Source organism: Devosia sp. 919 (assembly GCF_013185965.1).
In the GTDB taxonomy this organism is placed as follows: Bacteria; Pseudomonadota; Alphaproteobacteria; order Rhizobiales; family Devosiaceae; genus Devosia.
The window spans coordinates 1644019-1657485 of sequence record NZ_JABAOL010000001.1; the positions used below are offsets into that span (position 1 = coordinate 1644019).

At 62.3% G+C, this 13467-nt stretch carries 16 protein-coding genes; 12 read left to right on the plus strand and 4 right to left on the minus strand.

Annotated features, from left to right (window positions below; genetic code table 11):
• Window positions 1–26 precede the first annotated feature (26 nt).
• The 6 genes from lepB (at window position 27) to HRQ64_RS07900 (ending at window position 6201) form a co-directional block, all read left to right on the plus strand.
• Complete coding sequence (gene lepB / locus HRQ64_RS07875; RefSeq protein WP_172122883.1) at window positions 27–821, plus strand: signal peptidase I; 795 nt, start codon at window positions 27–29, stop codon at window positions 819–821.
• Window positions 818–1525 carry a ribonuclease III gene (gene rnc / locus HRQ64_RS07880; protein ID WP_127752510.1) on the plus strand — a complete coding sequence of 236 codons (708 nt, stop codon included), beginning with the start codon at window positions 818–820 and terminating at the stop codon, window positions 1523–1525. The genes lepB and rnc overlap by 4 nt, the downstream gene beginning before the upstream one ends.
• Entirely contained in the window at window positions 1522–2442 is a 921-nt protein-coding gene (gene era, locus HRQ64_RS07885; RefSeq protein WP_172122884.1) for a GTPase Era, read from the plus strand. The genes rnc and era overlap by 4 nt, the downstream gene beginning before the upstream one ends.
• 290 nt (window positions 2443–2732) lie before the next feature.
• Window positions 2733–3443: a DNA repair protein RecO gene (recO, locus tag HRQ64_RS07890; RefSeq protein WP_172122885.1), complete on the plus strand. Its 711-nt coding sequence runs from the start codon at window positions 2733–2735 to the stop codon at window positions 3441–3443.
• Window positions 3444–3556: 113 nt separating this feature from the next.
• Window positions 3557–5854 carry a DNA topoisomerase IV subunit A gene (gene parC, locus HRQ64_RS07895; protein ID WP_172122886.1) on the plus strand — a complete coding sequence of 766 codons (2298 nt, stop codon included), beginning with the start codon at window positions 3557–3559 and terminating at the stop codon, window positions 5852–5854.
• 29 nt (window positions 5855–5883) lie between these two features.
• On the plus strand, window positions 5884–6201 hold the full coding sequence (locus HRQ64_RS07900) for a Dabb family protein (protein WP_172122887.1): 318 nt from the start codon (window positions 5884–5886) through the stop codon (window positions 6199–6201).
• Here HRQ64_RS07900 and HRQ64_RS07905 read toward each other — a convergent pair.
• From HRQ64_RS07905 to hemB, 3 genes are all read right to left on the minus strand, one after another.
• Entirely contained in the window at window positions 6198–6935 is a 738-nt protein-coding gene (locus HRQ64_RS07905) for an arginyltransferase (RefSeq protein WP_172122888.1), read from the minus strand. The genes HRQ64_RS07900 and HRQ64_RS07905 overlap by 4 nt on opposite strands.
• 61 nt (window positions 6936–6996) lie before the next feature.
• The gene (locus HRQ64_RS07910) at window positions 6997–7515 is read right to left on the minus strand and encodes an RDD family protein (RefSeq protein WP_172122894.1); all 519 of its coding nucleotides are present in this window, start codon (window positions 7513–7515) and stop codon (window positions 6997–6999) included.
• 68 nt (window positions 7516–7583) lie between these two features.
• A complete protein-coding gene (gene hemB, locus HRQ64_RS07915) occupies window positions 7584–8597 on the minus strand; it encodes a porphobilinogen synthase (RefSeq protein ID WP_210258525.1) in 1014 nt (337 codons plus the stop codon).
• A gap of 98 nt (window positions 8598–8695) precedes the next feature.
• On the opposite strand from hemB, the gene HRQ64_RS07920 reads away from it, so the two are divergent.
• The 6 genes from HRQ64_RS07920 to HRQ64_RS07945 all read left to right on the plus strand — a co-directional run bounded on the left by HRQ64_RS07920 (window position 8696) and on the right by HRQ64_RS07945 (window position 12928).
• Window positions 8696–9085 carry a hypothetical protein gene (locus HRQ64_RS07920; protein WP_172122895.1) on the plus strand — a complete coding sequence of 130 codons (390 nt, stop codon included), beginning with the start codon at window positions 8696–8698 and terminating at the stop codon, window positions 9083–9085.
• Window positions 9086–9179: 94 nt separating this feature from the next.
• Window positions 9180–9518 (plus strand): DUF4440 domain-containing protein, encoded by a 339-nt coding sequence (locus tag HRQ64_RS07925; protein WP_172122896.1) that lies wholly within the window; start codon window positions 9180–9182, stop codon window positions 9516–9518.
• A 38-nt stretch (window positions 9519–9556) separates the two neighbouring features.
• A complete protein-coding gene (gene blaOXA / locus HRQ64_RS07930) occupies window positions 9557–10369 on the plus strand; it encodes a class D beta-lactamase (RefSeq protein ID WP_172122897.1) in 813 nt (270 codons plus the stop codon).
• A gap of 240 nt (window positions 10370–10609) precedes the next feature.
• Window positions 10610–11119, plus strand: a complete 510-nt coding sequence (locus HRQ64_RS07935; protein ID WP_127752520.1) for a MarR family winged helix-turn-helix transcriptional regulator — start codon at window positions 10610–10612, stop codon at window positions 11117–11119.
• A 341-nt stretch (window positions 11120–11460) separates the two neighbouring features.
• Window positions 11461–12627, plus strand: coding sequence for a L,D-transpeptidase family protein (locus HRQ64_RS07940; protein WP_172122898.1), 1167 nt, complete (start codon window positions 11461–11463; stop codon window positions 12625–12627).
• Window positions 12628–12721: 94 nt separating this feature from the next.
• Window positions 12722–12928: a serine hydroxymethyltransferase gene (locus tag HRQ64_RS07945; protein ID WP_127752522.1), complete on the plus strand. Its 207-nt coding sequence runs from the start codon at window positions 12722–12724 to the stop codon at window positions 12926–12928.
• A 42-nt stretch (window positions 12929–12970) separates the two neighbouring features.
• On the opposite strand, the gene HRQ64_RS07950 is transcribed toward HRQ64_RS07945, so the two are convergent.
• A complete protein-coding gene (locus HRQ64_RS07950) occupies window positions 12971–13387 on the minus strand; it encodes a BA14K family protein (RefSeq protein ID WP_127752523.1) in 417 nt (138 codons plus the stop codon).
• Between the last annotated feature and the right edge of the window lie 80 nt (window positions 13388–13467).

Sequence of the window (13467 nt, forward strand, 5' to 3'; positions counted from 1 at the left end):
TTCGGCGTAGCTTAACGGGATTATTCATGAGCCAGCCCGCCGGAAAAACTGTCAAGAAGGCCGAAACCAACGAGTGGTGGGATACCATTGTCGTCGTGGTCGAGGCCCTGCTGATCGCCATCGTGCTGCGCTCGTTTTTGTATCAGCCCTTTTCCATCCCCACCGCCTCCATGCAGCAGACGCTGATGATCGGCGACTACTTCGTCGCCAACAAATTCGTCTGGGGTTATGGCAAGCATTCCTTCTCGCTGGGACGCTACGGCGATTTCACGCTGCTCGATTTCGAGCTGCCTATCAACAGTCGCATCCTGGGGCGTGATCCCAATCGGGGCGACGTCGCGGTGTTCCGCCCGGTGCCGCAGAACATGGAATACATCAAGCGCATTGTCGGGCTCCCCGGCGATCGCATCCAGATGCGTGAAGGGCGGCTTTACATCAATGGCACCATGGTCGAGCGCGAGTTCCTCGGCACTGCCATGGATACCGATAGCGAAGGCGATACGCGCGAAGTTGCCGTTTATCGCGAAACTTTTCCCGATGGTAACGTCCACACCATCCAGGAAATCGGGGATAACGGCCCGCTCGACAACACCCCCGAATATGTCGTTCCCGCCAGCCACTATTTCATGATGGGTGACAATCGCGACCGCTCCGCCGATAGCCGCGTCCTGTCTTCGGTCGGCTATGTGCCGGCAGTGAACCTGATCGGCAAGGCTGAAGCGCGCTTCTTCTCCATCAAGGACAATATCCCACCCTGGCAGCTCTGGCAGTGGCCTGCCAATGTGCGCTGGGACCGGATGTTCCAGCAAATCGACAAATGAGCCGGCGGGCCCGTTCTCACGAAAAGCTGCAGTTTCGACTGGGCTATCAGTTTGCCGACGAAGACCTGCTTGAACGCGCGCTGACTCATTCCAGCGCCGTTTCACCGTCGCGGCGCATCGAGCGTTCCTATCAGCGGCTCGAATTCCTGGGCGATCGGGTGCTTGGCCTCGTCGTGGCCGATATGCTTTACCGGCGCTATCCCAAGGCCAATGAGGGCGAGCTTTCGCGCACGCTCAATACCCTGGTGCGCAAGGAAACCTGCGCCGTCATCGCGCGCCAACTCGATCTCGGCTCCGAGCTGCGGCTGGGCGAAAGCGAGGCGCGCACCGGCGGCGCCCACAAGGAAGCCATTCTGGGCGATGTCACCGAAGCGGTGATCGGCGCCATTTTTTGCGATGGGGGGCTCGGCAAGGCCTATGAATTCGTCGAGCGCTTGTTTGAGGAATTCCTGAGCGAAGGCAATGCCGGGCGCGCCGATGCCAAAACGACGCTGCAGGAATGGGCCCAGGCGCGCGGGCTCGAGCCACCCGCCTATACCCAGACCGAGCGCACCGGCCCCGACCACGCGCCCGAATTCACCATCACCGTTTCCCTTGGGGATTTTGAACCCCTCAGCGCCACCGGCCCTTCCAAGAAGATCGCCGAGCACAAGGCCGCCGAACTCTTCCTGGTGCGCCAGCAGGTCTGGAAGGATCCCGCATGACCGACATTACCCCCACTGACACCTCCTGCGGCTTTATCGCCCTGGTTGGCGCCCCTAACGCCGGCAAGTCGACGCTCCTCAATGCCCTTGTCGGCACCAAGGTCTCGATCGTTACCCACAAGGCCCAAACCACGCGCTCGCAGGTGCGCGGCGTCGTCACCATCGATAAGGCGCAACTGGTCTTCATCGACACCCCCGGCATCTTCACCCCCAAGCGCCGCCTTGAGCGCGCCATGGTGGATAGTGCGTGGGGCGGGGCAGGGGATGCCGATCTGGTCGCCTTCATCGTCGATGCCGAAAAGGGGCTGACGTCCGAGATCGAAACCTTGCTGGAAGGGCTGGCCAACGTCACCCATCCCAAGATCCTGATCCTCAACAAGATCGACACCATCAAGAACGAAGCCCTGCTTACGCTCAGCCAGGCGATCAACGAGAAGGTGCGCTTTGAAGCCACCTTTATGATTTCGGCCCTCAAGGGCTATGGCGTCAGCGACTTCATGGATTGGTGCATCAAGCACATTCCCCCCGGGCCCTGGCACTTCCCCGAGGATCACCTGACCGACCTGACCATGGCGATCACCGCCGCTGAGATCACGCGCGAAAAGCTGTTCCTGCGCGTCCATGACGAGATTCCCTACAACGCTACGGTCGAGACCGAGAGCTTCAAGATCCAGAAGGACGGCTCCTACAAGATCGACCAGGTCGTTTATGTCACCCGCGACAGCCACAAGAAGATCGTCTTGGGTGCCGGCGGGCAAACCATCAAGGCCATCGGCGCGGAATCCCGCAAGGAGCTGATGGCGATGTACGAAGTCCCCATCCACCTGTTCCTCTTCGTCAAGGTGCGCGAAAAATGGGCCGACGACCCCGAGCGCTACCGCGAAATGGGCCTGGAATTCCCCCATGGGAAAAACTGAGCGCTTCGCCTTTCTGCATCTGAGCTCTCAGTCGACACCCTCCCCCTCGCGGGGAGGGATCAAGGGTGGGGGGCGGCTGGCCAGTGTGCCGGGGCTCTTGCACCCCCTCCCGTCCTCTCCCATCAAGGGGGAAGTGCTGGCCCAGTGCGTTCCCGGCGCCCTTCCACGGCCCAGTCGGGCGAAAGCTCTCTTGTCACCAGCCCCGCAGTCGACACCCTCCCCCTTGTGGGGAGGGATGAAGGGAGGGGGTCCCTCAGTATCTCATCAGAGCTTGCGGGCCACCCCCTGAAATGGAATGGACCGGCGAAGGCCTGCTGATCGGAGTGCGCCGCCACGGCGAAACCAGCCTTGTGGCTGAAGCCATGGTGGCCGGGCGCGGCCGCCATTTGGGCCTCGTGCGCGGGGGCCGTTCCTCCAAGCTCGCCGCCGCCCTTCAGCCCGGCAACACCGTCCAGCTGGTCTGGCGTGCCCGTCTTGAAGATCACCTCGGCATCTTTGCCGTTGAACTGTTAACCGGCCGCGCCGCCATCCTCATGGCCGACAAGGCCCGGCTCTACCTCAGCCAGCTTGTCTGTGAACTGCTGCGCCTGCTGCCCGAACGCGACCCCCATGATCGCCTCCTCGCCATGGCGCTGCGCCTGCTCGATCGCCCGCTCGATGGCATGGCGCTCGCCCGCTTCGAGATCGCGGTGCTCGACGAACTGGGTTTCGGTCTTGACCTATCGGCCTGCGCTGCCACCGGCGTTACGGACAATCTGACCCATGTGTCCCCGCGTACGGGTCGCGCCGTTTCCAGCGCCGCCGCTCAACCCTATCTCGATCGCCTGTTGCCCTTGCCCTCCTTCCTGCTGAACGAAGACGACACTGCCTCTCCTGCCGATCTCGCCGCCGCCTTTCGCCTTTCGGCCCATTTCCTCGATCTGCATGTCTGGTATCCCCGCCAGCTGGCGCCACCTGCGACTCGTGAAACCCTGGTTGCAATCCTCACCACCGCCGCTTAGCGGCCAAGCGGGGCCGCAGCACCGCAATGTCTGGGCAAAAACCCCAGAAACCCTGCGCATTGGGGGCTTTGCGGCTATAGTGTTTCCCGATTCGTTCTCCTGAAAGTGCTGTGATGTCAGACGCCGATACACTCCCGCCCGCCGACAACCAGCGCGTTGTCGATCTGCGGCAGGCGCTGGAAGAACGCTATCTCAGCTATGCGCTGTCCACGATCACCCAGCGCGCGCTGCCCGATGCGCGTGACGGGCTCAAGCCCGTTCACCGCCGCATCATCCACGCCATGCGCCTGCTCAAGCTCGATCCCAATCAGGGCTACAAGAAATCGGCCCGTATCGTCGGCGACGTCATCGGTAAGTTCCACCCGCACGGCGACCAGTCGATCTACGACGCGCTGGTGCGTCTCGCCCAGGACTTTGCCCTGCGCTACCCGCTGGTCGACGGACAGGGGAACTTCGGCAATATCGACGGCGATTCCGCCGCCGCCATGCGTTACACCGAATCGCGCATGACGGAGGTGGCGACGCGCCTCCTTGAAGGCATTACCGAAGACGCCATCGACTTCCGCCCCACCTATGACGGCGAAGACGAAGAGCCGGTGGTGCTCCCCGCCAATTTCCCCAATCTTCTCGCCAATGGCTCCACCGGCATCGCCGTGGGCATGGCGACCTCCGTGCCGCCCCATAACCTCGTCGAGCTGTGCAATGCCGCGCTCAAGCTGATCCACAATCCGGCGGCCACCGTTGACGAACTGATCCATCGCGATTTCGCGGCTCCCCCCAGCAACGAAGATCTGGTGCGCGGCCCCGATTTCCCCACCGGCGGTCAGCTGGTGGAAACCCGCTCCGCCATTGTGCATGCCTATGAAACGGGCCGTGGCTCGTTCCGCCTGCGCGCGCAATGGAGCAAGGAAGAAAAGGGCCGCGGCGTTTACAACATCGTCGTCACCCAGATCCCCTATGGCGTGCAAAAGTCGCGGCTGGTCGAAAAGATTGCCGAGCTGCTGCTCGCCAAGAAACTGCCGCTGCTCAAGGATGTGCGCGACGAAAGCTCGGACGATATTCGCCTCGTCCTTGAGCCGCGCGCGGGCACCGTCGATGCCGTGATCCTCATGGAGCAGCTGTTCCGCGTCACCGATCTTGAGGTCCGCTTCCCGCTCAATCTCAACGTGCTCGATCGTGGCACGCTGCCGCGCGTGATGAGCCTGGCCGATGCGCTCAAGGCCTGGCTCGACCACCGCAAGATCGTGCTCGTGCGCCGCTCGCAGCACCGGCTGCAGCAGATCGCCAACCGCCTCGAAGTGCTCGAAGGCTATATCATTGCCTATCTCAACCTCGATGAGGTGATCCGCATCATCCGCGAGGAGGACGATGCCAAGGCCTCGTTGATGGCGACCTTCTCGCTCACTGACAACCAGGCCGAAGCCATCCTCAACATGCGCCTGCGCTCCTTACGCAAGCTCGAGGAACTGGAACTGCGCCAGGAGCACAAGAACCTGACGGCCGAAAAGGGCCGCCTGGAAGCGCTGCTCGCTTCCGACAAGCGTCAGTGGGGCGAAATCGCCAAGCAGGTCGAAGCCCTCAAGAAGGCCTATCCGCTTTTTGCGGAGGACGGCTCGCCTCATCCGCTGGGCGCCCGCCGCTCCATCCATGGCGCCGCCCCCAATGCCGATCACGCCGAAATCACCACCGCCTTTATCGAGCGCGAGCCGATCACCGTGGTTCTGTCGGAAAAAGGCTGGATCCGCAGCCTCAAGGGTCATGACGCCGCCATCGACGAAAAGGGCTTCAAGGCCGGCGATCGCCTCAAGCTCGCCTTCAATGCCGAAACCACCGACAAGCTCCTGATGCTGACCACCGGCGGCAAGGTTTATACCCTCTTTGGCGACAAGCTGCCGGGCGGGCGCGGCCAGGGCGAGCCCGTGCGCATCATGGTGGACATGGACGAGGACCAGGACATCGTGTCCCTCTTCGTGCATCGCCCCGGCGCCAAGCGCATCATCGCCTCGTCCAATGGCTACGGCTTTGTCGTGGGTGAGGACGAGATGATCGCCAATACCCGCAAGGGCAAGCAGATCCTCAATGTCACCGCCCCCGATGAAGCGCGCCTGCTCGTGCCATGCGAAGGCGACCGCGTCGCCGTGATCGGGCAGAACCGCAAGCTCCTCGTCTTCCCCCTGAGCCAGCTCGCCACCATGAACCGCGGCCGCGGCGTGCGCCTGCAACGCTACAAGGATGGCGGCATTTCCGATCTGAAATGCTTCTTCATCGCCGATGGTTTGACTTGGACCGACAGTTCCGGGCGCACCTTCACCAAGCCTGCCGAGGAACTGACCGACTGGATGGGCGATCGCGCCGCCGCCGGCCGCCAGCCCCCCAACGGCTTCCCCCGTAACAACAAATTCGTCGGCTAGCACACCGACCCGCACCCGAAAGCCCGGCCATGATCCGCCATTGCGTCTTCTTCCGCTTCCGCCCCGAAGTGCCCCAGGACGAGCGCGATGCCATCTATGCCGGGCTCAATGCGCTGGTCGGCCGCCTTCCGGGCCTCTTGTCCGCCCAGTTCGGCCCCAATGCCTCGCCCGAAGGGTTGGGGCAGGGCTTCAACCATGGCTTCATCATGGATTTTGCCGATGACGCGGCCCGCGATCATTACCTCGTCGATCCCGACCACGCGCAAGCCGGCGCCCGCCTCGTTGCCTCCTTGCAGGGCGGCCGTGACGGCCTCATCGTCTTTGATCTGGAGATGAACGGAGCCTAGACCGCTTCCTCGAGCCGGCACCAGCCCAGCGTGCCTTTTTGCACTTCCAGCGGCTGGAACTGCGCCTTGTAGGCCATCTTGGGCGAGTTCTTCACCCAATAGCCTAGATACACATAATCGAGCCCGGCGGCGCGCACCTGGGCGATGTGATCAAGGATCAGGAAGGTCCCCATGCTGCGATGGGCCAGGTCCGGATCGTAAAAGCTGTAGACCATCGAGAGCCCGTCGGGCATCACATCGGTCAGCGCCACCGCCACCAGCGGCATGTCCGGGTGGTTGCGCAGCCGATATTCCACCAGCACCGATTGCACGGGCGTGTCCTCGACCATGTATTCATAGTCGACAAAGCTCATCTGCGTCATGCCGCCCCCGGCATGGCGGGAATCGAGATAGCGTTTGAACAGGTCGTATTGCTCTGATGTCGCCGTGGTCGGGCGCACCTCGATCGCGAGGTCTTCATTGTTGCGCAGCACGCGTCGGAAGCGTTTGGAGGGCTCGAAGGCATCGGCCACGATCCGCACCGACTGGCAGGCGCAGCAATTCTCGCAGGCCGGGCGATAGATCAGGTTCTGGCTGCGCCGGAACCCGTTCTCGCTGAGCAGGTGATGCAGGCTCGCTGCTCGCCGCCCCGACAGATGGGTGAAGAGCTTGCGCTCCTGCTTGCCGGGCAAATACGGACACGGCATCGCTGCGGTCAAAAAGAGCTGGGTCGTTTCTGGTGTCTGGTCGGTCAACGCGGGACCTTTAGCTGCCAAGACGGGAACTGTAATCCGCTCCCGTCCGCCCTGCAATCGTTCAATATGCTTGGTTCATGCGCGCACGCTGCATCCGCCAGTGCCGCTCCATGGGGGAGCGACGCAGCATCAGCGTGCCGGTCAACAAATCGTGGATCATCTGCCGACGCGGCGTGAACAGCGCAAACAGCAGCGACACGGGCCAGGAGATCCAGACCGTGACCCAGAACACCGCCGCATGCAGGATCGCCATCCCGCCATTGAGCGGCTGCCCGCGCGCCGGCGTCAGCACCAGATCCATCATCTGCATGCCGACGGTCGCCCGCCGGGCCGAACCCAGCGTCACTGCATAATACAGGATGACCGACAGCGGCACGACCAGCGCCAGGGCACCCCAGGCCAGCCCGAAGGTCAAAAACCCCGCGATCAGCCCGACAAAGCTCAGCACCAGCACGATAACGCCCATCAGCACCAGATCGATCAGATAAGCCGACACGCGCCGCGTCAGCAAACCCTGGAACAGTTCCGGGGCGGAAGCGGGATCAGGCAGGGCAGGGGCGGCAGAATAAGTTGGGCTCATGACCAACAAATTGTCATAGCCGCGCCTCTGTGCAAGACCCCCGGCGCAAGGAATGCGCAGACGGGACCCTAGTCCCCCAGCGCCCGCGCCACTTCCAGCGCATAATAGGTCAAAACGCCATTGGCGCCCGCGCGCTTGAAGCCGTGCAGGCTCTCAAGAATGGCGGCCCCTCGATCAATCGCGCCCGCCGCGGCGGCCATCTCGATCATCGCGTATTCCCCACTCACCTGATAGGCATAGATGGGGATGTTGAAACTGTCCTTGGCCCGGCGGATGATGTCGAGATAGGGCATGCCCGGCTTGACCATCACGCTATCGGCGCCTTCGGCGATATCCTGCTCGATTTCGCGCAGCGCCTCGTCCGAATTGGCGTAATCCATCTGATAGGTCAGCTTGTCGCCCTTGAGCCGGCTGCCCGAACCCACCGCTTCCCGGAACGGCCCGTAAAAGCACGAGGCATATTTAGCCGAATAGGCCATGATCTGGGTGTCGTCGAACCCTTCGGCATCGAGCACCTGCCGGATGGCGCCCACCCGGCCGTCCATCATGTCCGAGGGCGCAATGATGTCGGCGCCCGCCTGCACCTGCACCAGCGCCGAGCGGATCATCACCGATACGGTCTCGTCATTGAGTACGCGGCCGTCCTGCACCAGCCCGTCCTGGCCGTCGCTGGAATATTCATCTAGGGCCACATCGGCGATGAGCCCGATCTCGGGCACCGCGCTCTTGATGGCGCTCAGCGCCTGGCACATCAGATTGCCCGAGTTATACGCCTCTTCGGCCCCTTCGCTGCGCAGATGGTCGGGCGTATTGGGGAACAGCGCCAGCGCCGGAATGCCCGCATCGCGCGCTTCGCGCGCTGCCGCCACGCACAAATCCACGCTCAACCGCTCCACACCCGGCATCGTCTCGATGCTCGAGCGCTCATTGCTGCCCTCGATCACGAACAGGGGCCAGATCAGGTCGGCGGGGGTAAGCATGGTCTCGCGCACCATTGCCCGGCTCCACGCCGATTGCCTTGTCCGGCGCAGCCGCCGCCCGTCAAGGAACCCCATATCGTGCTTCTGCCAATACTCGGCCATCACTAAAACTCCTTTGCGCCCATATCCATAGCAGCGCCCGCGCTCCCCCGAAAGACATTGCCTTGTCCAGTGCTTTGCAGAGGGTTAGAACTGCGCGCATGGAATTCAACGCCCGCTCCACCGCCCTTTATGTCCGCGTCATTGCCCTGGTGAGCCTGATGCTCGGCCTCAACGATGCTGCACGCCTCCTTGGCGTGCAGCTGGGGGCACAAAGCCCGATCCAAGCCTGGGGCGTCACTGGCTTTGTCTACCTCGCCATTTTCGCCGGCGCCCGGCTCTTTGCCGCAGTGGGCCTTTGGATCAAGGCGAGCTGGGGCGCGGTGCTCCTCGTCGGCGCCACCGGCGTCGAGCTCGTGCTCTACCTGCTCGGCAACCCCGATGTCACCATGACCGCACCCGGCTTTGCCGTGCGCCTGTTCCTCGTCGCCGCCATCATCGTGCTCTTTGCGCTCAACTGGCGCCACCGCCGCGCCCAAGCCGCCGACTGAGGCCCGCAACGCCCCCATCGGCATTGCCGCGCTCCTGCCACGCTGTTGCGAAACCATGGCACCGAGACCGCAATCAACCGGGGGAGGTTTTCCAGTGGATGACCTTTGGCAGATCGAGCGTAGCCTCTGGCTCGATGGCGTTGAGGCTTACCGGACCCATATGGCCGGCCAGTGCCTGATGGCCTTCGGCCCGGTGGGGACCATGGCTAACGCGGCAGTCCTTTCCAGTCTCGATCACGCGCCGCGCTGGTCCAGCGTTGCCTTTGCCAGTCAAACCGCCATCCGACCTGGCGACGTTCTGGCTGTTTTGTCCTATGAAGCGCAGGCCGAGCGCGCCGGCGCCCCGCCTTACCGCGCTCTCTGCACCTCGACTTACCTTCGCCAGCCCCAGGGCTGGAAGATCGTGCAGCATCAGCAAACCCAGCTCTCCTGAGCCTGCCCAAAACTTTCACCCGATCTCCTGGAGTGTTCATGCAGCCCGCCGTCTTTGTTCTTGCCGCTGCTTTCCTGCTGCTGCCACTGCAGGCAACTCAGGCCAAGACCATCTGCACTGTTGTGGCCGATGCGGAGAGTGGCACCATCCTGCTGGAAGAGGGGGATTGCCGCACCCGCGTCACCCCGGCATCGACCTTCAAGCTAGCCTTGAGCGCGATGGGCTATGACGCCGGCGTTCTCTCCAATGCCACTACGCCTACCCTCCCGTTCCAGCCCGGCTACCCCGATTGGGGTGGGCCGGAGTGGCAGCAGCCCACCAACCCGCTGCGCTGGATGAAGCATTCCGTGGTCTGGTTCTCCCAGCAGATCGCCGCAAAGCTTGGCGTCGAGCGCCTGCAGGGCTACGCCCAGGATTTCGGCTACGGCAATGCCGACTTGGCCGGCGATCCCGGGCAGGACAATGCCCTTGAGCGCGCCTGGATCAGCTCGTCCCTCCAGATCGCCCCGGTCGAGCAGGTGGCGTTCTTGCGCCATCTCGTCAATGGCACTCTGCCGGTGGAGCCGCACGCAATCGACATGACCATGGCCATTGTCGAGAGTTGGCCGACCTCCGCTGGCTGGACGGTTTCTGGCAAGACCGGATCGGCCTATCCGCGCCGGGCTGATGGCTCGTTCGACCGCGCGAGGGGCTGGGGATGGTTCGTCGGCTGGGCCGAGCACGACACACGGCGCCTGGTCTTCGCGCGCCTCCTTCAGGACGAGGAGCGGCAGCGCAGTTCAGGGGGAATCCGGGCGCGCAACGACGTATTGGAGCACTGGGATGAACTTGTCGTGAGGCTTCCTCAGTAGAGCTCGCCGAGCCGGCACATGAAGCCACTGCCACCCGACGTTTTCACGAGGTTTTCCTCCTTAACTCCGTCTTTAGGTTACAATTGTGTTGGTGGGTGTAACGAAGAATAAAGCCAAATTCTCGTTGTTTTCCCGTAAGATAGTTTTAAGCGTGTGGCTTAGGCGCATGTTAGCGGGGGACGCCATATTTTCCTCTCATGAGATGCGAAAAGTCGCACGGACAGCAACAGCGAGGCTCAAATGGTAGGCAAATCGAACGCCAGCGAGGCCATGGTACCCGAGCAGCCCAAGCGGCTGAAGCCACTCTATCTGGAAGCCGTTTCACGCGTTGAACGGCTCCATCGCCGCCTGCTCGACCTGATCAAGGACGAGTTTGACCGCATGGGTTGGGACGACATCAACCCGGTTCAGGCGCTGCTGATGTTCAACATCGGCGATGCGGAACTGACTGCAGGAGAGCTGCGCTCGCGGGGCTATTACCTGGGGTCCAACGTTTCCTATAACCTCAAGAAACTCGTCGAAAGCGGCTATATCTTCCAGGAACGCTCGCGTTCCGACCGCCGCTCGGTGCGCATCAAGCTTTCCCCCAAAGGTGAGGAAGTGGCCGAAGTGATCGACGAACTCTATGACCGTCATCTCAAATCCATCGACAAGGTCGGTGGTCTGGGGGATGACGAGTTTGACGGCCTCAACAAGGCCCTCGCGCGCCTCGAACGCTTCTGGGTCGATCAGATCCTCTACAAGCTCTAGGCTCGTCTTAGTAAAACTGTAGCAATGGTGCCACACACCAAGTGAAACGCTGGCCTCGGCCGGCGTTTACTTATTTGTGCCGCAAACTGACGACACAGCGCTGGTTACGCGGTTGAAACCATTTCCCGCGTAATGATGGTTCCTGAATTCTGAAGCTCGCCCGTTCGGGTGACCCTGGCGGTGGGCTGCGGAACACGATGGTAAGACCCTTCGCAACTCGCGACGGGCAAATTGGATGTGTTTAGATGCGGTTGAATCGACGTTCACTCCTCCGGTCCATGGCCGTTGCCGGAGCCAGCGCTGCCCTTCCTTCCGCCGTTTGGGCGCAGGACGGCAGCATCTTGGATCTGTTCTCGGGCAATCGGACCCTGCGCGAAATCGACTCCGACGGCAACACGGCCGCCGCCGAAGCCTTGATTGCGACCAATGAGCCGATCTTGTCCTTTGATACGGCCTATAATCTGCAGCTGGCGATCTCCCAGTATGAGCCCTTTGTCGCCGCCGGCGGCTGGGAAGAAGTCCCCCAGGAAGCCTATGGTCTGTCCAGCGGCAAGAAGGGCAAGCCGGCCATCGCGCTCAAGCGCCGCCTGATCTCGTCAGGCGATATGGCGCTGGTCGAAAATGTCGATGATGTGGTCGATGAAGTCACCGATCGCGGCATCCGCACCTTCCAGGCCCGCCACGGCCTGATCGTCAACGGCAAGATCGACGAGCCCACCTGGTACGCCCTCAACGTTCCCGCCCAGACGCGCCTCAACCAGCTCTACCTGAATTTCCAGCGGGTGCAGAACCTCGCCCCGAACCTGTCCGAGCGCTATGTGGTGGTCAACATTCCCGCCGCCACCATCGAGGCGGTTGCTGGCGGCATGGTCGAGCAGCGCCACGTCGCCGTGGTCGGCCGTGTCGATCGCGCCACCCCGATCATGGCCAGCAAGATCAGCCAGATCAACTTCAATCCCTATTGGCACGTGCCCAAGTCGCTGGTCCGCAAGGACCTGACCAAGTACATGCAAGAAAACCCCAACTACTTGGCCGAGCAGAACATCTTCATCTATGATGGCTCGGGCAACAAGATCGATCCTGCCACGATCAACTGGGCCAATATCAGCGATGCAGAAGTGAACTACATGTATCGCCAGGAGCCAGGCGCCGCCAACTCCATGGGCCACTGCAAGATCAACTTCTACAACCCCTATGACTGCTACCTGCACGACACCCCGACCAAGGCTCTGTTCGGCGAAAATGCACGGTTCCACTCTTCGGGCTGCGTGCGCGTCGAAAGCGTGCATCAGCTGGTGAGCTGGCTGTTGCGGGACAATGGTGATTGGACCCAGGACCGGGTCAACGCCACCTTCGAGTCGCTCGAACGTCTCGACGTCAAGTGCGAGGGTCAGGTGCCGATCCACACCACCTACATCACCGCCTGGGCCAACCGGCAGGGCACGGTCAGCTTCCGCGATGACGTTTACAACTTCGACGCGCAGGGCAAGACGACCTTCGAAGCTTAAGCGACGCACTTATCGAGGCCCTCCTTCGGGAGGGCCTTTTTTGTATGGTCCACAATTGAGGGCAGGGCGGGAGTAACATCCGCCCCGAGACAAGATGAACGACGTTCAGGTTCTGTTTGAATTCGTTCAGGTTGGCGCCCAGATGCGCGTCGCGGCCATCGACAGCGCCACTGGGACCGAGGTCGTTGTGATCACGCCGGCCGCCGCAACCCGCACCCAGATGCAGCAAGTGGCGCTCGCCAAACTTCGCCGGCGCCTCGCCGAAACGCCGGCACCCGCCGCAACACCACGTCTGTTCTAGTAAAAAGCCCGGCAAACCCGGGCTTTTTGGAGGAGCTAGCTGCTAGAGATTGCAGCGGTGACGATAGCCGTCATAGCCGAGGAACGTATCGGTGCGCGCATCATAGGAGCGATAGCGCGCATAGCAGGCCCGAACATGGGCACTATAGGACGGCCCGTAATCATAAACCGGGCCGATCAAGCGATCACCGCGGCGATTGTCGTTGGCGATGGCTCCGCCCACGATTGCGCCAAGGCCAAAGCCCAGCACACCGGCGGCAACTGCGCCACCGCCATTACCGCGCCAGCCGCGATGATGATGCCGACGCGGGCGCCAGTCGCCCCGATCATGCCAGTCGCGATCGTGCCAGCCGCGATCATGGCGACTGAACAGGCCCTGCGCCTCGGCGGGGACCGATCCGGAAAAGGCCAGCAAGCCGGCCATAGCTACGGCGCCTACGGTATTGAAGATGGTTTTCATGATAAACTCCTGCCCCCACGTGGCCGGCCTATCCGGTCTCCAACTGCTAAAATGATCCAGCGGCCCGCAAGTTGCGTCAC